This window comes from Streptomyces sp. NBC_00385 (assembly GCF_035917155.1).
Taxonomy (GTDB): domain Bacteria; phylum Actinomycetota; class Actinomycetes; order Streptomycetales; family Streptomycetaceae; genus Streptomyces; species Streptomyces poriferorum.
On the sequence record NZ_CP107951.1, the window covers coordinates 7,477,954 to 7,497,479 of the forward strand.

Consider the following 19,526-nt stretch of genomic DNA (forward strand, 5'->3'; position numbering starts at 1 on the left):
CCGCTCGCTCGTCGACGAGCTCCCGCCGGGGCTGTCAGACCTTTCGAAGCGCTGCCTCCGGGTGGCGCTTCTCTTTTTCCCGCAATTGACCGAACGAAGGGTCGTCGGACCGACCGAACCCAAGGAGACCGATGCGATACATCGACGTGCCGAACCCGCCGCGTAGGCAGTGCCCAGCATGCTTCCGCACGCTGGTCGTGAACGGCGAGAACTTCCACCGGGACGCACTCTGTGCCGACGGCCATACCCGCAAGTGTTCCGATTGCCGCAACGAGGCAAACCGGGTGGCCTACCGCCTGGAGGCCCCGGAGCGCGCCAGGCGCGTCCGTGAGCGCCGCGCGGAGCGGCGGGCGTACTTCGAGTCGACGGGCCGCTACGAGGCCGCCTGACGACCCCACAGACCTTCCATTCCACGGGCCTTTGCCGACACGGCGGGCCCGTTCTTCATGTCCGACGAGAGGCAACCATGAACGCCCAACTTGACGCCGCACACGCGGCAGTCCCAGACATCGCGGAGCACTTCGTGCGCAAGCAGCGCGTCGAAGAGCTGCTCAGCACTCTTCCCGCGGTCGACGCACCGGAGATCGAAGCGCAGCGCGTAGCTGACGAGGCGGTGGCGGAGTACATCGTTTCCGGCGCCTGGCCGGCTGACGTCGAAGAGCGTGCACAGGCGGCGTACGCGCGCGCTGTGGGCGCCCATGCGGTCCGCGCGAAGCTCCTGGCGATGAACCGGACGTACGTCGACGGTTCGACGCTCAGAGGGCTCCGTGAGGCGTTCCGAACCGAAATCCTGGCAGCTCTCGGCACGCAGCTTGCCGACCTCCTGGCAGAGGCAGAGAAGCACGTCGGTGCGCTGGGGGCTACTCGCACCGCTGACGAGGCCCTGACGGCTGGCGGAGCGACCGCGGAGGCGTACACCAAGCTGCGCCCCCTCGTCGCCGTGCTGGCGGGCATCCGCGAGGCTCAGTGGTCAGCGCTGAGTCAGGGAGAAATCACCGGCCCGACGAGCCTGCACGCCCGCGCGAAAGTCAGCGGGCACGGTGACGTCCAGGGCATCAACGACGACACCCCCGCGCATCAGATCGACGTCATGAAGTCGCAGGCGTACGACCTGGACCACCTCGTTTGGATCACCCAGATGGGCACGGCGTACATCCCTGAGTCCGTGGACGACGTGATGGCCGCGCAGGACGCCTTCGACGGGCGCCACTCCGTGTCTGACGGCGTGCGGCCCGTGGACATCAGTCCGATGGTCGTCCCCAACCGCCCCGTGGCACAGCCCGCCAACCCGCGCAGCACCTATGAGAGCGAGCGCGTGGCCAAGTCCCGCGCCCAGCGCAGCTACTGAGAGGTACCAACATGCCCGAAGAGATCATCACGGAGCCCCTGACGGGCCCCGTTCTGGAGCTGGCCAAGCTTCGAGCCGGCCTGGCCGCCGGCCTGACCGTCGAACAGAGCGCGCGGCTCCAGGGCGCCGACGAGGCAGCCCTCACCGCTGACGCAACCTCGCTCGCGTCGGAACTGTCCGCAGCCAACCCCGCTCCGCAGGTGCCCCGTTCCGGCGGCGCCCGTGGCCCTGACGTCCAGGGCACCGCAGGGACCGTCAACGCTGGCGTAGCCGCATACCGCGCGAAGCACGGCCTTGACGAGAACGGCAACCGCCCGGAGCGCAGGCCCCTGCCGACGAGCACTCGCAACCCCTACACCGAGCCCACCTACACCACGGAGCACCAGCGATGACGACCCTTCTCTTCGACGAGTACACGCAGGCCATCAAGAACCGCGCAATCGAACTGAACGGCACGGCCGTTGTGGTGGAGCTGCTGAGCGGCAAGGCCCTGACGGGAACGCTCTCGTACGCGCTGGCCGACGGCCCGCAGGCCACCAAGTACTACCCGAACGCGCTCACCGTCACCGTGTCAACGAAGGCGTACACGGTGCGTCTCGACGCCATCGCGGCCATCGGCCAGGGCTGACAAAGCTTGCCCCCGCGACACAAGCCGCGGGGGCGGGTACTACTTCCTACGCCAGAACGGGAACGACTTCACTGCGTCGCCAATGGCCCGAATCGCCGCAGCCTTGTCGGTGCCCTTGACGCTTCGGACGCCGCTGATGTGGAGCGCCAGGAGGAACGTCCCGCAGAGCGCGAAAACGACGAGCACAACGGCAGCCATAACCAGGGCAAACGCCTGCGGAGACATGGCAAGGAACGCAAAAAGAGGTACAGACATGGGTGGACCCTTCGCCTACGCGGCGGAGGCCCTGAAAAGGGCGCACTCCGTTGCGAGTCAAACGACTGCAAGCTTGCCTTCTGTGTGAAGGCATCCACGTGGGTCCACGCCCGTGGTGGCGTCCGGATTACTGCCCCGGTGCGCATGCATCATTCCATGAACGTGACGTGGCGTCAAGTGGGCTGCGTCCCACACAGCCAAGGACGGAAGCCATGCCAACTCAACCGCGCAAGCCGTGGGCGGGGTCGTCAAGGCGCGAGAGCCTGCCCCGCGGGTGGGAGCGCCTACGACGCCGCGTGATCCGACGAGACGGAGGCGTGTGCACCGCGCTCTATAGCGACGGCCGACGCTGCGAACTCCCCGGGACAGACGTGGATCACGTGATCCCGCACAGCCTCGGAGGGTCCGACCTTCTGGAAAATCTCCAGCTTCTGTGTCCGTTCCATCATCGGGCGAAGAGCAGTAGCGAAGGCGGCACAGCCGCAGCCCTGACGCGCAAGAGCGTCCACCGCAAGCCGTCGACGCACCCCGCGTTGGACGACTGAGCCGACAACGGAAGGAGGGGCCCCGATGGTTGCCCCTGGACCAAGGCGCGATCTCTCCAACCCCGGAAGCCGTGAGTACCGCGGGAGGGGAGCACGGCGAGCGACAGGCCCTGTCGTGCTCCCGCTCGAAGGATGCGATCTACCAGCCCCGGACATGCCGACAGGGCGTGAGTGGACGCAGCCCGAGAAGGACATGTGGGCAGAGCTATGGGAGAGCGGCCAGGCCACCCAGTGGAACGAATCGTTCGTGCCCATGGTCGCGCTGTTCGTACGCATCACATGCGACGCCTTCGCTGGCCGTGTGACTGCCGGCCTGGCAGCAGAGGCACGCTATTACGCAGACCACCTTGGTCTCAGCCCCGCAGGGCTGAAGACACTGGGATGGGAGCTGGAGCGAGAGGGTACGGGCACGGCTGAGCTGCACACCGTACCCACCACGCACAGTCTGGACATCAACGAACGTCGTGCTCGGCTCACCGCATGAGCGCACGCAAGGCAGCACAGCTAGCGCGTAGGGCGCAGGCATCGGCAGTGCCTGGCCAAGGTGCCTCGTCCGTCGTGCCGACACTGCTTGTGCAGTGCTACGTAGACGAGTGGCTGACCGACGCTGACGACGCGCTGGCCGACGGACATCGTGACGTCGTTGCGTGGAACCGCTGGCGACGAGCGCGAGCAGCGTGGGCCGACGAGCGCGGACTCACGCTCATGCAGGCGTTCGGCTGCGTGGCTCGTGGCGTCGCGGGTGAGAGCCGGCCGACGCTCGCTTGATGGTTGCAAGGCTCTGACCTGCAACGATCTCATGATCAACCCCAGGGGGTGATCCCTTGATCACCATCACGGCGCCCGTAAGCATGCTGGGACGCGCGATCCGGCAACCGGTTGGCGCTCGACCTAGGGGGCTCCCTGGAGCCCTTTTCCCGCCCCTGGAGGCCCGTCCAGCGCCCCTCCGGCCGGGCTCCGCGCGATGGATCGTGCGCGCTAGGCGGGAGTCGATGACGCGCGATCCGGTTGCAGTCGTCGCGGACGCTAATAGCGATAGATGCAGGTGGGTACGACTGTAACCGTTTCATAGCAAACCAAAGCAAAGCAGTGAACATCTTCCTTGCTTTGCCATTCCTTTACCTAGGTATGTCCATGGAGGAGCCATGCCCCCGTTTCGACGTTGCAGCCGCCAGGGCTGCCCGTTCGACGCCGCACCTGACTCGCGCACCTGCGGCAAGCACTGTCACATCTGGCTCAAGCGAAGGCGCATCGTGGCGGATGCATCGGGCGCTGAAGCTGACGTGGAGCGCGCCGAACTGGCGCGCCTGGAGGCCGAGTTGAACAACCGCGCCTCGTCCTTCGTCAACGTACCCGGCGTCTTCAGCACCGACCTGACGGCAGCCATGAAGCGGCCCGTACGGCGCCCCCGGCGCCACTGACCGGCTCCTAGCGCAAGCAGCTCCCCTCACGGCCCTGGAGGACGCTCCAGGGCCATTCCTATGCCCTCCGGAGGGCCCATGAGAACCACCGAAGACGACATCTGCGCCCGTGACGGGTGCGGGTGGTCCGTAGCGCTTGTCCTCGTCGCCGACATGCCGCTTCCTGCGACGTATTGCAGCGATGCTTGTGCGGACTATGAGTGGCTGCGTCGGGGTCTGAACGCCCTGGAGCGGACGGCGGAAGTCGACGCCCTGTACGGCAACCTGCGCGATGTCGCGGAGATCCTGAGTGCACGTCAGGACCCAACCGACGTCGGCCCCCTCTTGGGGGTGACCAGCCGTGCCGGATCTTGACATTGTTGGTGGCGCTGCGGTCGACGTCGTACCAGTCATCCCGCAGTTCCATACCAAGCTCAAGGCGATGGTTCTTCCCGTCGCCGACAAGGTGGGGGAGGAAGCCGGACGACGTATGGGCGAGGCGATCTCTCGCAACATCGTCATCTCCATCCCGCAGGCCATCAACCAGGGCGGGAAGGCTGGAGTAGTCGCCGCTGGCCGGCAGGGCGACGACGCTGGCGGTGCATTCGCCCGTTCCATCCGCCGCAAGCTCGAAGTTGCGTTCAAGGCCCTCCCCAAGGCCGACGTCAGGCTTGGGGACACTGGCTTTAACGCGGACCTGGCACGGCTCCGGGCGCGCATGGAGACGCTGCGGAACAAGACTGTGGGCGTTGATGTGAGCGCCGTGGACGCCGAACGCGAAATCGTCCGTATCTCCGCAGAGCTGGAGCGCCTCGGAGCGACGCACATGGACGTCAACGTGAGGGCTGACACGGCGACCGCGCGTGCGGCCCTGGCAGCCATCCGGGCGGAGATCGCAGCCATTGATGCAAAGGACATCCGCATCCCGGTCCGCGTCGACACCTCGCAGGCGTCATCGGCCCTGATGTCACTCGGGATCCAGGTTGCGGCACTCGCAGCGATCCCGCTTGGTCCCGCGCTTGCCGCGGGTCTCGGTGCCGTCGTGACGATGGCTGCCGCAGCCGGCGCGGGAGTCGGAGCCCTGGCTCTGGCCGCCATCCCTGCCGTGAAGAGCGTCACGGAAGTGATCCGACTGAAGACGGCCGCGGAGGACGAGGCGACGAACGCCACGAGCCGAAGCGCCGCAACGGCGTCGCAAGCGGCCTCCAAAGCCATCCAACTAGCAAGCGCGCAGTCGCAGTTGGCTTCAGCCCACCGGAACGCAGCCAAGACCATAGAGGCCGCGGAACGGGCCGTCGCGCAGGCTCAGCGGGCCGTCGCGGACGCAGCGGAGCGGGCCGGCGAGCAGCGCGAGGCAGCGGCCGACGGAGTACGCCGGGCGGAACAGTCCCTCGTCGACGCTCAGCGAACGGCACGGCAGGCAGAGCAGGATCTCACCCGCGCACGTGCTGACGCCGCACAGCAGCTCAAGGCGCTGAACGACCAGCTGACTGACGGGGCCCTGGACCAGCGTGAAGCCACGTTGCGCGTGGCTCAGGCACAAGAGGATCTCAATGCCGTCATGGCGGATCCGAAGGCGACGAAGCTTCAGCAGGAAGCCGCACAGCTTGCCCTTGACCGTGCCCGCCAGGGCGCCAAGGAGCAGGCGCAGAACTACGAGGACTTGAAGAAGTCCGCGGAGGCGCAGCGCAAGGCCGGCGTCGACGGCAGCGACGCCGTGAAGGCCGCAACGGATCGCGTAGGCGAGGCTCAGCGCACCGTCGCGGACCAGACGGAGGCGCTCGCGAAGGCTCACGAGGCTGCCGCGAAGGCTCAGCGCGACGGAGCACGCAGCGTCGCGGACGCGCAGGTGAAGGTGGCCGACGCTGTACGCGCCTCTGCCGATGCGCAGGTGTCCGCAGCCGATTCCGTGGCCAGCGCTCAGCGCGGTTTGGCGTCCGCTCAGCTGTCCTCGTCGACGGCCACGGGCACCGCCACGACGAAGGCGGAGGAGTACCGCAAGGCACTCGCGAAGTTGACGCCTGCGGGACGGGACCTCTTCAACGCCGTTGCGGGATCCAACGGACTCACCTCCGCGTTCAAGGCGTGGTCGACGTCGCTACAGCCTCACGTCCTCCCCATCTTCACCCGCGGGGTGAATTCCGCGAAGGCAACCCTGCCCGGTCTGACGCCGCTTGTTCTCGGTGCAGCCGCGGGAATTCAGACCCTCATGGACAAGGCGTCAGCCCAGCTGAAGACGCCGTTCTGGGTGTCTTTCAAGCAGGATCTGAAAAAGAGTGTTGAGCCCGCCGTTGTGGGATTCGGCGTCGCGTTCGGCAACGTCATCAAGGGCATGGCCGGCGTAATCGACGCGTTCTTGCCGCACATGAATGGTATTGCGAAGAAGTCTGACAGTATCACCGGGCGTTTCGCCAAGTGGGGATCCAGCCTGAAGGGGTCGCCCAAGTTCGAGAAGTTCCTCCAGTACGTCAAGGATACGGCGCCAGGTCTCGCGTCGTTTATCGGCGACGTTCTGACGGCTGCTCTCGACGTCTCGAAGGCCGCAGCGCCGCTGTCAACAGCGATGATGGCCATCGTAGGGCCCGTCTTCAAGGCCATTTCGTCGCTGGCGACGAACAACCCCGAGTTGGTGCAGGCCCTTTGGGCTATGTGGGCCGCGCAGAAAGCCATTGCGCTCGGCATGGTGGCGTTCTCCGCGGCGATGGCCGTTTACCAGTCGGTCATGTTGCTCTCCACCATCGCAACGGCGGGGTTTGGCACCGTTCTGAGCGCAACGGGAATCCTCCCGATCATCCGCGCCGTGCTTATCGTCGTTGGGCTGCTCGTTGCGGGATTCGTGCTCGCCTACACTCGGTGTGACTGGTTCAGAACGGCCGTTGATGCGGCATGGGCGGGAATCACGACCGGAACTCTGTTCCTGTGGAACGTCATCCTGAAGCCCACGTTCACCGCCATCTGGACCGCAATGCAGTTCGTGGGCAGCGTGGCTATGTGGCTCTGGATCAACGCATTCAAGCCTGCCTTCGACGCCATTGCGACGGCCGCACAGTTCCTCTTCACGCTGCTGACGGTCATTGTCCTGCTCCCCATCATGCTCGCCATCAAGGCGACTGGGGCGGTGGCGAAGTGGTTGTGGGATAAGGCATTCGGTCCCACGTTCAAGGCCATCGGCGACGGAGCGATGTGGCTGTGGAACAAGGCGATCAAGCCGGCGTTCGGATTCATCGCTGGTCTGGCCAAGTGGCTTTGGGAGACGGCGATCAGGCCGGTATTTACCGAGTCGCGAAAGGCGCTTGACGCCTTCGGGTCTGCAGCAAAGTGGCTCTGGACCAACGCCATCAAGCCCGTTTTCGGGTGGATCGCCGACAGGGCGAAGTGGCTGTGGGACAAGGGAATCAAGCCCTCGTTCGACCTCATCAAGGATGGCGTCGACCTCGTCGTTAAGGCGTTCAAGCTGGCGAAGGAAGGCATCAAGCTTCAGTGGGACGCGCTGAAGGACATCGCGAAGAAGCCCGTCAAGTTCATCATCGACCACGTTTACAACAAAGGGATTTTGCCCCTGTGGAACGGCGTAGCGAAGGTAACCGGGGCCGGCAAGCTGAACCCGGTTGAACTTGACGGCTTCGCGACCGGCGGCATCATGTCCGGCTATTCCCCGGGCCGTGACGATCGTGTTGTAGCCGTAGGTGGCGGTGAGGCGATCATGCGCCCCGAGTGGACGCGGGCCGTCGGTGCCGACAAGATCAACGAGTGGAATGCGGCTGCCCGCTCCGGCGGAATTGGCGGCGTTCAGCGTGCGATCTCGAACGGCATGCCGGCGTTCAAGGACGGTGGCATCGTCGACTGGGTCAAGGACAAGGCCGGAGACGCTGGAGACTTCCTCAGCGGCGCCGCGGACTTCCTCGACCCGACGAAATTGTCCGACAAGGCGAAGAAGTTGGTCGCCAGTCAGATGAAGCCCTACCTGACGAACCCGTGGGCAAAGTCCGTCGCCAAGATGCCTACCGAAATGCTCACGAGCATGAAGGACAAGGCTATGGACCTCCTCGGCTTCGGCGGAGGAGGTGAAGGCGGGGGCGGCTCCTGGATCAAGCCTGTGGACGCCCCCTTCGGCACTCGCTTCGGTAAGTCCGGCTCCCTGTGGTCCTCCGGGCATCACACTGGGCTGGACTTCCCGGCGGCCGTCGGTACAGCCATCAAGGCGGTTGCTGACGGCAAGGTGTCGCAGGCGACGTCAGGCGGCCCCTACGGAATCCACGCCATGCTCAACCACGGTGGCGGGCTGTCGTCGATGTACGCGCACATGAGCAAGATCCTGATGCACGCTGGCGACAACGTGAAGCAGGGTCAGGTAATCGGCCGAGTGGGCGCAACGGGCAACGTCACCGGTCCTCACCTCCACCTGGAGGCGCGTCTCGGAGGCCGCACCGTCGACCCGATGCAGTACCTGACGGGTGGCGGTGGAGGCGGCAGTGTCGGCTCTGGCGTCCAGCGCTGGCGCGGAGTGGTCAACCAGGCACTACGCCTGACGGGCAACCCCTCGTCGTACGCGAACGTGACGCTGGCGCGCATGCAGCAGGAGTCTGGCGGTAACCCGCGGGCGGTCAACAACTGGGACACCAACGCCCGCTCCGGCTACCCGTCGACGGGCCTCATGCAGGTCATCCGGCCGACGTTCCAGTCCTACGCAGGCTCCATGCTGAAGAAGGGCCCGTTCCTGAACGGGGTCAGCATCGACCCCCTGGCGAACGTCTACTCCTCCATGCGCTACGCGAAGGCTGCCTACGGCAACCTGGGTAAGGCGTACGGGAGGGTTGGAGGCTACGCAGGCGGCGGATTCCCGCCCGTCGGCGAATGGTCGCTGGTCGGCGAGAACGGCCCTGAGCTGGCGTACGGCCTCACGCCGACGCAGGTCATGAGCAACCACGACAGCCGGAACCTCTTCCGCGAGGCTGCGCAGGGCGGAGGCGGACGTGGTGGCCCACCCAACTTCACCGTGGAGAACCACGTGTGGGTTGGCGACCGTGAGATCACGGACATTGTCGACGCGCGCATGACGGTTCGCGACGCAGAGACCGGCGCGGCTATCGAGGCCGGCCGGTACATCTAACGCACACAGGGGCTGCTCTGCCGGCATGGCGGAGCAGCCCTCACGCATTCCCCCAACTGCCCCCGGAGCGAGCCGACATGGCGGATCCGGGGGCTCCCAGACATTGAAAGGGATCACCATGCTTGGTCAGTCAGCGAAGCGTCAGCACACCGCCTGCCCGCAGTGCGGAGCGGAGATCCAGCAGGCCCCGGGAGCGGGACGGCCCCGGGTGTTCTGCAAGCCGTCGCACGGCGTCTCGTGGAGGACGCGCATGCGAAGCGCCGGTTGGCTCTGACGCTCCCCGGTTACGAAGTCTCGTCGGCCGACGCTTCCGCCACGAAGGTGCCACGCTGCGGGACGACGAACACGTCCCCATCCTCGACGAGCACGGCGATAGCGCGGCGCACGGTGCTGCGAGCAAGTCCGTACTGCTGAACGAGCTGCGTCTCACTGGCCATACGCCGGCCAGGAGCCCAGTCTCCACGCGCGATGCGCGCCCGGAGGATCTCCGCCAGCTGACGGTACGGCGTCAGTGGGGCACCGGGGTCAATCTCGTCGTCAGGCTGCGCGCTCATGATCATTACGCTATGCGGCGCGTCTCGTCGCGCTCCCACCGGATACGTCTCTGTACGTTGCGATACAAGGCGCTACCATGGGCACAAAGCACCCCGGCGACCGTGCGACCGGTCCCGGGGCGTGGCCCACGCTTTCGAGGAGCGTCGACGTGCCCAATCGTAACCAACTGCCTCACGAGGTCCACCTCACGGACCCTCTCAAGTCCATTACGCCCCGGCCCTACCCGAAGTGCGACGTGTGCAGCGCGCTGCTGAAGGAATGGCTGGCGGTGTCGGAGCCGGCGTCAACGAGCTTCGACCGCGCGGAGTGCAGCCGCATCGCCGCAGAGATCAACGAGCACAGGCGTAAGGACGAGCGCAGAGCGCCCGCCATGTGACCCCACAAGCCCCGCGCGCTGCTAGCCGACTCGCAGCGCACGGAGAGCGGCGGACGAGGTCGACAGCCAGCCCCGCCGCTCAGCCGAAGCCCCGTCACTCACCCCCAGAGTGGCGGGGCTTCTTCATGTCGCAAGTTTTTTGATTCGACTCTTGCCACGCACCGGCCAGGCGGTCCCGTACCCGATCAGCGGCAGCGCGGCCGCGTAGCGCTTGCGGCCGCGCGCCAGTCCGTAGGCGGTGATCGCGAGACCGGTCAGGGTGCCGGTGAGATGGACCCAGCGGGTCGCGGCCCGGGAGTGCATCGCGACGTAGTAGGGCCAGAACTCTTCGTACGAATCGAACGTCTGCTGTGACATACGGGCACCGTAATGGCTGGATCGGCAACCGGATACGGCCGATCCGCGTCCGAGAAGAAGAGCGGGCGGCCGGGACCCACGGGGGTGGTCCCAGCCGCCCGCTCGTTTCTCCTTCCGGGACGCGGCGCCTCAGTGGCCGGCGACGGACCTGCGGGCCACCGGGAAGTCGAAGTAGGTGTCCGGAAAGAGCTCCGGCTTGAAGGTGTAGTGCCACCACTCCTCGGCGAGGTTCACGAATCCGGCGTCGGTGAGCGTCTTCTTGAGGAACTGGCGGTTGGCGCGCTGCACGCCCTGGATCCGCGGGTCGTCGGTGTGCGAGAGCGTGTCGAAGCAGTCGAATCCAGTGCCCATATCAACAGAGTTGTCCGGAAAGCGTTCGGCCTGCGGGGCGTAGCACGGCACCAGCTTCTCGCCCGGACGGTACGGCCTGGTCGGCAGGGCCGGCAGCCGCACCAGGGTCAGGTCCACCGTGCTGCCCCGGCTGTGTCCGGACTTCTCGGCGATGTAACCGTCCGCGAACAGGCGGGTCTTGTCGACCTGCGGATAGAACTCGCTCTTCATCGTCTCGTCGTCGAGATCCTTCGCCCACCGCACGAAGTGGTCGACGGCCCGTTGCGGCCGGTAGCAGTCGTACACCTTCAGCGAGTACCCCTGGGCCAGCAGCCGGACCTGGGCCCGGTGCAGGGCCTGGGCCGCCGGCCGGGTCAGGATGCACAGCGGCTGGCGGTACCCGTCCACCGGTACACCCATGAAGTCGTGCCCGGTGGGGTAGCGCATCTCCTGGATGATCGTGGGATCGACCGTGCGCAGGGCGACGAACTCCCCGGGAGCCTTCGGCTCGGGCTTCGCCTGCGCCGCGGGGGCGGCGGCGGTGACGGCGAGCAGCGTGGCGGCGGTCGCTGCGAGGACGCGGAAAACGGAACGGATACCTGTCATGAGCACATCGTCCACTAGTCCGGCCGTCCCGGGCGGGCGATCGGATACAGTCCGCGCGTGGCCGTGACGAGGAAACCGGAGAAACCCGTGAAGGACTCCCACTGCGGCAGTTGCGGAGCGCCGTACACCGCGCTTGCGCACCCCGGTGCCTGGCCCCGCGTCTGCGCCGTCTGCGGAGCCACCGCCTACCGCAACCCGCTGCCGGTCGCCGTCGCCCTGCTTCCCGTCACCGGCGACGAGGGCACCGGCGACGACCGCACCGGACTCGTCGTCATCACCCGCACCATCGAACCCTGCCTCGGCGGTACCGCCCTCCCCGGCGGCTTCATCGACCACGACGAGGACTGGAAACACGCGGTCGTACGCGAACTCCGCGAGGAGACCGGCATCGAGGCGGACCGCGACGACGTCCGCCTCGCCGACGCCCTCAGCGACCCCGACGGCCACCTCCTCCTGTTCGGGCTGCTCCCCGCACGGCCGGCCGCCGCGCTCCCGCCGTCCGCGCCGACCGACGAGACCTCCGGATACCGAGTACTGCGGAGCCCCGAGGCGCTCGCCTTCCCCCTCCATACCGAGGCGGTCCGCGCCTGGTTCGCCGGCCGCTACCGCTGACCGCGCTCCGTGCGGCTCAGAGCCCCCGAACCCGGACCGGACAGTCCACCAGCCCCTCCTCACCGTCCCGCTCCACCACGACCCGCCCGCCCACGAGCCGGGTCGTGTACCGCTCCACCACCACCGGGGCCCAGCCGTCACCCCCGTCACGGACCACCGAGCCGCCCCCGCCCGCACCCTCCGCCGGAGCCCAGACCTCCAGTTCCAGTCCGCCGCCCGCACCCCGCACCGGAATCACCGCACCCGCCCGCGCCAGCACCGGCACGCGCGACAGCGGCGCGCCGACCACCACCTGCCCCGGCCCCTCGTACACCGCACCGCTCACCGTGTCGTACCAGCGCCCCGCCGGCAGCCGCACCGACCGCTCCTCGGCGCCCGGCTCCAGCACCGGAGCCACCAGCAGCGCGTCACCCAGCAGGAACGCGTCCTCGCACTCCCGCAGCGCCCGGTCGCCGGGCGCCGCCCACCACAGCGGACGCACATACGGGGCCCCGGTCAGCCGGGCCAGGTGGGCCAGCGTCACCCAGTACGGGCGCAGCCGCTCCCGTTCCACCAGCACCTCCCGCGCCCCGTCGAGCACCCTCGGCCCGAACTCCCACGGCTCCCGGCGCCCCGCGTCGATCGCCGCGTGCGTACGGAACAGCGGAAGGTAGGCCCCCAGCTGGAACCACCTCAGATACAGCTCGGGCGACGGCGAGCCGTCGAAGCCGCCCACATCCGGCCCCGAATACGGCACCCCGCACAGCCCGAGACCCAGCACCAGCGCCAGCGAGGCCCGCAGCCCCGGCCACCCGGTCGTCACATCACCGGACCAGGTCCCCCCGTACCGCTGCATCCCGGCCCAGCCTGACCGCGAGAACAGGAAGGGCCGCTCGTCCGGCCGCAGCCGGAGCAGGCCCTCGTACCCGGCACGCGCCATCGCGAGGCCGTACACGTTGTGGGCCTCCCGGTGATCGCCGCCGCGCCCCTCCAGCGCGTGCCGGGACGAACGGGGCAGTGTCGGCTCACCGAACGCCGCGAACGACACCGGCTCGTTCATGTCGTGCCAGACACCGGAGAACCCCTGCGCGAGGCGCTCCTCGTACAGCCCGCCCCACCACGCGCGCACCTGCGGATCGGTGAAGTCCGGATACACGCACTCACCCGGCCACACCTCCCCGCGCACCGTCCGCCCGCGCGCGTCCCGGACGAACGCACCCGAAGTCCCCACCGCGGCCCCGGTGTCGAAGACCGCGTTCCCCGGCACCGCCGCCACCGCCGGGTCCACGATCGACACCAGCCGCACCCCGTCCTCGCGCAACTCCTTCGCCAGCCCCGGCAGATCGGGGAACCGCTCGCGGTCCACCGTGAACACCCGGTGCGCGTCGAAGTGGTCGATGTCGAGATGGAGCACCGACAGCGGCAGTTCCCGCTCCCGGTACCCCGCGACAACCCGGCGCACCTCCCACTCGCTCCCGAACCCCCAGCGCGCATGCTGCGGACCCAGCGCCCACGACGGAGGCACCGCCGGAGCGCCCGTCAGCGCCGACCACGCCTGGAGCACCCGGGCCGGCGTCCCGACCACCACCCAGCAGCGCAGCGGCCCCCCGTCGACACGCACCTCGGACGTGCCCGGCCGGTCGTGGCCGGAGCCCGCCCCCTCCTCGCCCTCGCGCAGCGCCACCCGCCCCGCCCAGGAGTTGTCGTGGAACACCAGATGCGTCCCCGCGTCCGACACCACCATCTGCACCGGCATCGTCAGATACAGCGGATCGTCCCCGGGCCCGAACCGTCCGCCCGGATCGGTGTTCCACAGCCCGTACACACCGTCCCTGAGCCGTGGGCCCGCGGCCCGCCCGCCCAGCCCGAAGAACCGCGCGTCCGCCGGGACCTCGGACCGCTGCACCCACCGCACGGGCCCACCCGCCACCGGCTCCCACCACCGGGGCGGCAGCTCCCGCCTCAGCACCACCCCGCCCGGGGTCCGCAACTCCACCGCACCGTGCCGCGACACCACCACCGTCAGCCGCTCCGAGACCACCTGCCAGCCGCCGTCCTTGTCCGGCTCCAGCACCGCCCGGGGATCGGCGTCGGGAGCGGACCCCGGCAGCGCGTAGGACGGTACGGGCTCCGCCCCGTCCCACCCCCAGAAGACCGCCCCGCCCACCGCCACACGGATGCGCAGCTCCGAACGGGCGAACCTCACCACACCGCCGCCCGCCTCCGGCTCCGCTCCCACCACGGCCCCCGGCACCCGCGCCCGTTCCGGGCCGCGCGCAGGCAACGCCCGCGCGTCCGCCCGCGCCCGCCGCCACGCCGAGCGCACCGTACGCAGCCCCTGCTTCGAACCGACCAACTTCACCGAGCGCACCAGGTCACGACCGTCCATGCAGCTCACCCTGCCACTCGCTGATCCGGGAACGGGTTCTGTTCAACTTCCGTTCACCCATGGCCGGCGGCGGACGGCCGGGAAGAGGTGTGGCCGCACCACATACCGGGCAGCGCGGCCATGGCCGGGTGACCCTGGTGCGAAAGACGATCACATGGCATCGTCCGTGGAGCCGCCTCACGCGCACACCCCAGCCCGTGCGCGCGACACACGCACACACCGCGTACCCGTACAGCCAGGGAGCCGCCCCATGACCTCAGCAGCGCACGAAGCCCCCCTGTGGCAGCCCGGTCCGGACCGCATCGCGGCCGCGGCCGTCACCCGCTTCCAGAGCTGGGCGGCCGAGCGGCACGGAGCACCGGCCGAGGGCGGCTACGCGAGCCTGCACCGCTGGTCGGTCGACGAGCTCGACACCTTCTGGAAGGCCGTCGCCGAATGGTTCGACGTCCGCTTCTCCACCCCGTACGAGACCGTCATCGGCGACCGCGCCATGCCAGGCGCCGCATGGTTCCCCGGCGCCACACTCAACTACGCCGAGCACGCGCTGCGCACCTCCGAGGACCCCCTTCGCGCCGACGCCCCCGCACTTCTCCACGTCGACGAGACCCACACCCAGGTCCCCGTCTCCTGGTCCTCGCTGCGCCGTCAGGTCGGCTCGCTCGCCGCCGAACTCCGCGCCCTCGGCGTCACCCCCGGCGACCGGGTCAGCGGCTACCTCCCCAACATCCCGCAGGCGGTCGTCGCCTTCCTCGCCACCGCGGCCGTCGGCGGCGTCTGGACCTCCTGCGCCCCCGACTTCGGCGCCCGCAGCGTCCTCGACCGCTTCCAGCAGGTCGAACCCGTCGTCCTGTTCACCGTCGACGGCTACCGCTACGGCGGCAAGGAACACCACCGCGCGGACACCGTCGCCGAACTGCGCCGCGAACTGCCCACCCTGCGCGCCGTCGTCCACATCCCGCTGCTCGGCACCGACGCACCCGAAGGCGCCCTCGACTGGTCCGCCCTCACCGCCGCGGACACCGAGCCGGTATTCGAACAGGTCCCCTTCGGCCACCCGCTGTGGGTCCTCTACTCCTCCGGCACCACCGGCCTCCCCAAGGCCATCGTCCAGTCCCAGGGCGGCATCCTGCTCGAACACTTCAAGCAGATCGGCCTGCACTGCGACCTCGGCCCGGAGGACCGCTTCTTCTGGTACACCTCCACCGGCTGGATGATGTGGAACTTCCTCGTCTCCGGCCTCCTCACCGGCACGACCCTGGTGCTGTACGACGGAAGCCCCGGCTACCCGGACGTCAGCGCCCAGTGGCGCGTCGCCGAACAGACGGGCGCCACCCTCTTCGGCACCTCCGCCGCGTACGTCATGGCCTGCCGCAAGGCCGCCATCCACCCGGGGCGGGACTTCGACCTCTCCCGCATCCAGTGCGTCGCCACCACCGGCTCCCCGCTCCCGCCCGACGGATTCCGCTGGCTCCACGACGAAGTGGCTGACGACCTGTGGATCGCCTCCGTCAGCGGCGGCACCGACGTCTGCAGCTGCTTCGCCGGAGCGGTCCCCACCCTCCCCGTCCACATCGGCGAACTCCAGGCCGCGTGCCTCGGCACGGACCTCCAGTCCTGGGACCCCGCGGGCGAACCCCTGACCGGAGAGGTCGGCGAACTCGTCGTCACGAAGCCCATGCCGTCCATGCCGATCCGCTTCTGGAACGACCCCGACGGCAGCCGCTACCGCGAGAGCTACTTCGAGACGTACCCGGGCACCTGGCGGCACGGGGACTGGATCACGATCACCGACCGCGGATCCGTCGTCATCCACGGCCGCTCCGACTCCACCCTCAACCGCCAGGGCGTCCGCATGGGATCCGCGGACATCTACGAAGCCGTCGAGCGCCTCCCCGAGATCCGTGAGTCCCTCGTCATCGGACTGGAGGAGCCCGACGGCGGCTACTGGATGCCCCTGTTCGTCCACCTCGCCGAAGGCGCCGCACTCGACGACGACCTTCGCGACAGCGTCAAGCGGACCATCCGCGAGAACCTCTCCCCGCGCCACGTCCCCGACGAGGTCATCGAGGTCCCCGGCATCCCGCACACCCTCACGGGCAAGCGCATCGAGGTTCCGGTCAAACGCCTGCTCCAGGGAACCGCCCTGGCCAAGGCGGTCAACCCCGGCTCGATCGACAACCTGGAACTCCTCCATTTCTACGAGGAGCTGGCCCGCAAGCGCCGCTGAGCGAGGCCACTGTCAGTGCCCGTGATTACGCTGAGTGAGCAATGTTCGACAGCGCACTGGGGGAATCATGGCGCAGACCAGGAACAACCGGGCCACCGTCCGCGGCCGGACCGGCAGCACGATGCGACGCACGCTGCGCCGCGAAGCACCGACCACCATCGGCCTCCTGACCGATGAGCAGGACTTCGCGGCGATGCGGCGCTACCGCACCTTCACCTTCGACGACCACACCGTCTACCTGCGGCAGGTGGAGGGCCTGCTCCGGACGCTCGCCGCACAGGGCATGCACACAACGGTCGCCCTCTTCGACCCGGAGGAGTACGCGGAGTTCTGCGCCGAATCAGGAATCGCACCCGACACCCCGGCCGGCCGCAGCCGGTTCACGGCGGAGATCGCGGCCTGCGGCGCGACCGTCGCCTACACCGGACAACCCATCGACACCCTGATCCCGCTCCTCGTGGCCCGGGCGGTCCGCCAGGCCACGTGGGAGTACGCCACGATGCTCCTGTCCGGGCTCGGGGACTGCGCGGACTGCGGACAGGACATCGGCCGCGCCGCCTTCGACCGCGCGTCCCATCTGCTGCTGCGCACCCTGGAGGCGGCCGGTCCCGGCACCCACCACCTGGTCTGCAGCACGCCCACGGAGAACGAACAACTGCTCGCCGCCCTGCACACCGAGCGCGACAGCACCGGCCCCGCGCACCTCGACTCGGCGGAAGGCGCCGAATTCGTGACCGTACTGGCCGTCGGCATCGCGCTCGACAGCCATGGGGGAGTCGTCCTGCGGACCAGCGCTCCGGGGGCCGCCGACCGGGTCCACGGCTGGCGCCTCACCGGCGGCAGCCTCGTCCCGCTCACCGCGGGGGAGGTGTTCAGCGCCTACTGCACCGACGCCGACACCGGTGACCCCGTCGCGCCCGAATCAGGTGTGGAGTACTGCGCAGGCTTCGACATCGGTGCCGACGAACCGGAGGCGCACCGCTGACAGCCGGAAGGGGCTCCCCGCCACCGGCGGGAAGCCCCTTCTCACCCCTCACATGACCCTGGGGTCTGCGCGTGGTCCTACTCGCCCGACAGCACCGCCTGCGCGGCAACGCGCGCTTCCTCGGCGGAGTCCGCCGCACGCGCGGCCGACGCGGCACGCTCGCACTGGGCCAGCGTGTACTTCGCCAGGGTGCTGCGTACGTAGGGAATGGACGCGGCACCCATCGACAGCGACGTCACACCCAGACCGGTCAGCACACAGGCGAGCAGCGGATCGGAGGCGGCCTCACCACAGACACCGCAGCTCTTGCCCTCGGCCTTGGCGGCATCGGCCGACATCGCGACCAGATCCAGCAGCGCGGGCTGCCACGGGTCCTGGAGGCGGGACACCGCACCCACCTGACGGTCAGCGGCGAAGGTGTACTGCGCCAGGTCGTTGGTGCCCAGCGACAGGAACTCCACCTCCTGCAGCACCGAGCGCGCCCGCAGCGCGGCCGACGGGATCTCGACCATCGCACCGAACTTCGCCTGCAGCCCGGCCGCACGGCACGCGTCGGCGAAGGCCTTGGCATCCGCACGGTCCGCGACCATGGGAGCCATGACCTCGAGGTAGACAGGAAGCCCCTCGGCCGCCTTCGACAGAGCGGTCAGCTGCGTCTGCAGCACGTCCGGGTGATCCAGCAGGCTGCGCAGCCCGCGCACGCCGAGCGCCGGGTTCGGCTCGTCGGCCGGAGTCAGGAAGTCCAGGGGCTTGTCCGCCCCGGCATCCAGCACCCGCACCACGACCCGGCCCTCGGGGAAGGCCTCCAGCACCGCGCGGTACGCGGTGATCTGCTTCTCCTCGGACGGCGCCTGCTTGCTGTCGTCCAGGAAGAGGAACTCGGTACGGAAGAGACCGACACCCTCCGCGCCCGCCTCCAGTGCCGCCGGCACGTCGCCGGGCCCGCCGACATTGGCGAGCAGCGGCACCTTGTGCCCGTCGGAGGTCGCGCCGGGACCGGTCGATGCCGACAGCGCCGCCTTGCGCGCGGCGGCGGAACTCTCCAGCTCCGCCCGCTTCTCGGCACTCGGCTCGACGAAGATCTCGCCGGTGCTGCCGTCCACGGCGATCAGGGTTCCCTCGGCCAGCTCGCCGGCGCCCGGGAGCGCCACGATGGCGGGCACACCGAGCGCCCGCGCCAGGATCGCGCTGTGGCTGGTCGGCCCGCCCTCCTCGGTGACGAAGCCGAGAACCAGAGTGGGGTCGAGCAGCGCCGTGTCCGCCGGTGCCAGATCACGCGCGATCAGCACGTACGGCTCGTCGCTGTCCGGCACACCCGGCATGGGCACGCCGAGCAGGCGGGCCACGATGCGGTTGCGTACGTCGTCGAGGTCGGCGACGCGGCCGGCCAGGTACTCACCGGCACCGGCGAGCAGTGCGCGGTACGAGGCGAACGCGTCGTACACACCGCGTTCGGCGGTACTGCCGACAGCGATACGCCGGTCCACATCGGCCATGAGTTCGGGGTCCTGGGCCATCATGGCCTGGGCCTCCAGCACGTGCTGGGCCTCGCCCCCGGCCAGGTTGCCGCGCGCGATGAGGTCGGCCGCCACTGCCTCCACGGCCTGCCGGGCCCGCCCCTGCTCGCGCTCGGCCTCCTCGGCCGGAATCTGCTTGGCCGGCGGTTCGAGCACCGCTGTGCCCATGTGCCGTACCTCGCCGATCGCCACACCGTGGCTCACGCCTACGCCTCGCAGCGTTGTCTGCATTGCACCCGTCTCCGGTTGTGCGGCGGCCGAAGCCCCCGCGGTGGATATCCAGTCGGCTCTCACTGCGCCGAACGCG

Annotated in this window: 18 protein-coding genes and 1 pseudogene; 13 read left to right on the forward strand and 6 right to left on the reverse strand. The window is 68.9% G+C overall.

The annotated features are described in order from the left end of the window. Window positions 1–466 precede the first annotated feature (466 nt). Genes OG959_RS33330 through OG959_RS33340 form a run of 3 tightly spaced genes read left to right on the forward strand, consistent with a single transcriptional unit; the run spans window position 467 to window position 1,976 of the window. Complete coding sequence (locus OG959_RS33330; RefSeq protein ID WP_326664443.1) at window positions 467–1,348, forward strand: hypothetical protein; 882 nt, start codon at window positions 467–469, stop codon at window positions 1,346–1,348. Window positions 1,349–1,359: 11 nt separating this feature from the next. After that, window positions 1,360–1,740: a hypothetical protein gene (locus tag OG959_RS33335; RefSeq protein ID WP_326664445.1), complete on the forward strand. Its 381-nt coding sequence runs from the start codon at window positions 1,360–1,362 to the stop codon at window positions 1,738–1,740. Then, the gene (locus OG959_RS33340) at window positions 1,737–1,976 is read left to right on the forward strand and encodes a hypothetical protein (RefSeq protein ID WP_326664447.1); all 240 of its coding nucleotides are present in this window, start codon (window positions 1,737–1,739) and stop codon (window positions 1,974–1,976) included. Before OG959_RS33335 ends, OG959_RS33340 begins: the two co-directional genes overlap by 4 nt. A gap of 39 nt (window positions 1,977–2,015) precedes the next feature. Here OG959_RS33340 and OG959_RS33345 read toward each other — a convergent pair whose 3' ends face one another. Further along, the gene (locus OG959_RS33345; RefSeq protein WP_326664449.1) at window positions 2,016–2,231 is read right to left on the reverse strand and encodes a hypothetical protein; all 216 of its coding nucleotides are present in this window, start codon (window positions 2,229–2,231) and stop codon (window positions 2,016–2,018) included. A 212-nt stretch (window positions 2,232–2,443) separates the two neighbouring features. Between OG959_RS33345 and OG959_RS33350 the strand changes: the two genes are divergently transcribed. The 6 genes from OG959_RS33350 to OG959_RS33370 all read left to right on the forward strand — a co-directional run bounded on the left by OG959_RS33350 (window position 2,444) and on the right by OG959_RS33370 (window position 9,286). Continuing rightward, window positions 2,444–2,776: an HNH endonuclease gene (locus tag OG959_RS33350; protein WP_326664451.1), complete on the forward strand. Its 333-nt coding sequence runs from the start codon at window positions 2,444–2,446 to the stop codon at window positions 2,774–2,776. 25 nt (window positions 2,777–2,801) lie between these two features. Further along, on the forward strand, window positions 2,802–3,260 hold the full coding sequence (locus OG959_RS38780; protein ID WP_442805681.1) for a phage terminase small subunit: 459 nt from the start codon (window positions 2,802–2,804) through the stop codon (window positions 3,258–3,260). Window positions 3,261–3,334: 74 nt separating this feature from the next. Then, window positions 3,335–3,544, forward strand: coding sequence for a hypothetical protein (locus OG959_RS33355; protein ID WP_326664452.1), 210 nt, complete (start codon window positions 3,335–3,337; stop codon window positions 3,542–3,544). 377 nt (window positions 3,545–3,921) lie between these two features. Further along, window positions 3,922–4,197, forward strand: coding sequence for a hypothetical protein (locus OG959_RS33360; protein ID WP_326664453.1), 276 nt, complete (start codon window positions 3,922–3,924; stop codon window positions 4,195–4,197). 78 nt (window positions 4,198–4,275) lie between these two features. Beyond that, a complete protein-coding gene (locus OG959_RS33365) occupies window positions 4,276–4,551 on the forward strand; it encodes a hypothetical protein (protein WP_326664454.1) in 276 nt (91 codons plus the stop codon). Beyond that, the gene (locus OG959_RS33370; RefSeq protein ID WP_326664455.1) at window positions 4,538–9,286 is read left to right on the forward strand and encodes a peptidoglycan DD-metalloendopeptidase family protein; all 4,749 of its coding nucleotides are present in this window, start codon (window positions 4,538–4,540) and stop codon (window positions 9,284–9,286) included. The genes OG959_RS33365 and OG959_RS33370 overlap by 14 nt, the downstream gene beginning before the upstream one ends. Before the next feature lie 284 nt (window positions 9,287–9,570). On the opposite strand, the gene OG959_RS33375 is transcribed toward OG959_RS33370, so the two are convergent. After that, window positions 9,571–9,840 carry a GntR family transcriptional regulator gene (locus OG959_RS33375; RefSeq protein ID WP_326664456.1) on the reverse strand — a complete coding sequence of 90 codons (270 nt, stop codon included), beginning with the start codon at window positions 9,838–9,840 and terminating at the stop codon, window positions 9,571–9,573. A gap of 149 nt (window positions 9,841–9,989) precedes the next feature. Here OG959_RS33375 and OG959_RS33380 point away from each other — a divergent pair, with 149 nt between their 5' ends. Next, window positions 9,990–10,217 (forward strand): hypothetical protein, encoded by a 228-nt coding sequence (locus OG959_RS33380; protein WP_326664457.1) that lies wholly within the window; start codon window positions 9,990–9,992, stop codon window positions 10,215–10,217. A 162-nt stretch (window positions 10,218–10,379) separates the two neighbouring features. Here OG959_RS33380 and OG959_RS33385 read toward each other — a convergent pair. Both OG959_RS33385 and OG959_RS33390 read right to left on the reverse strand, forming a co-directional pair. Next, a pseudogene (locus OG959_RS33385) lies at window positions 10,380–10,574 on the reverse strand (Mpo1-like protein); the annotation flags it as partial. Window positions 10,575–10,703: 129 nt separating this feature from the next. Next, entirely contained in the window at window positions 10,704–11,510 is an 807-nt protein-coding gene (locus OG959_RS33390) for a M15 family metallopeptidase (protein WP_326664458.1), read from the reverse strand. A gap of 87 nt (window positions 11,511–11,597) precedes the next feature. On the opposite strand from OG959_RS33390, the gene OG959_RS33395 reads away from it, so the two are divergent. Further along, window positions 11,598–12,122 (forward strand): NUDIX domain-containing protein, encoded by a 525-nt coding sequence (locus OG959_RS33395; RefSeq protein ID WP_326666786.1) that lies wholly within the window; start codon window positions 11,598–11,600, stop codon window positions 12,120–12,122. 16 nt (window positions 12,123–12,138) lie between these two features. Here the strand turns inward: OG959_RS33395 and OG959_RS33400 are convergent, their stop codons facing one another. Next, window positions 12,139–14,490, reverse strand: a complete 2,352-nt coding sequence (locus OG959_RS33400) for a glycoside hydrolase family 31 protein (RefSeq protein ID WP_326664459.1) — start codon at window positions 14,488–14,490, stop codon at window positions 12,139–12,141. Between the two features lie 250 nt (window positions 14,491–14,740). Between OG959_RS33400 and OG959_RS33405 the strand changes: the two genes are divergently transcribed. After that, window positions 14,741–16,717: an acetoacetate--CoA ligase gene (locus OG959_RS33405; protein WP_326664460.1), complete on the forward strand. Its 1,977-nt coding sequence runs from the start codon at window positions 14,741–14,743 to the stop codon at window positions 16,715–16,717. A gap of 67 nt (window positions 16,718–16,784) precedes the next feature. After that, complete coding sequence (locus OG959_RS33410) at window positions 16,785–17,702, forward strand: hypothetical protein (protein WP_326664461.1); 918 nt, start codon at window positions 16,785–16,787, stop codon at window positions 17,700–17,702. Window positions 17,703–17,779: 77 nt separating this feature from the next. On the opposite strand, the gene ptsP is transcribed toward OG959_RS33410, so the two are convergent. Then, the gene (ptsP, locus tag OG959_RS33415; RefSeq protein WP_326664462.1) at window positions 17,780–19,450 is read right to left on the reverse strand and encodes a phosphoenolpyruvate--protein phosphotransferase; all 1,671 of its coding nucleotides are present in this window, start codon (window positions 19,448–19,450) and stop codon (window positions 17,780–17,782) included. Window positions 19,451–19,526: the final 76 nt, after the last annotated feature.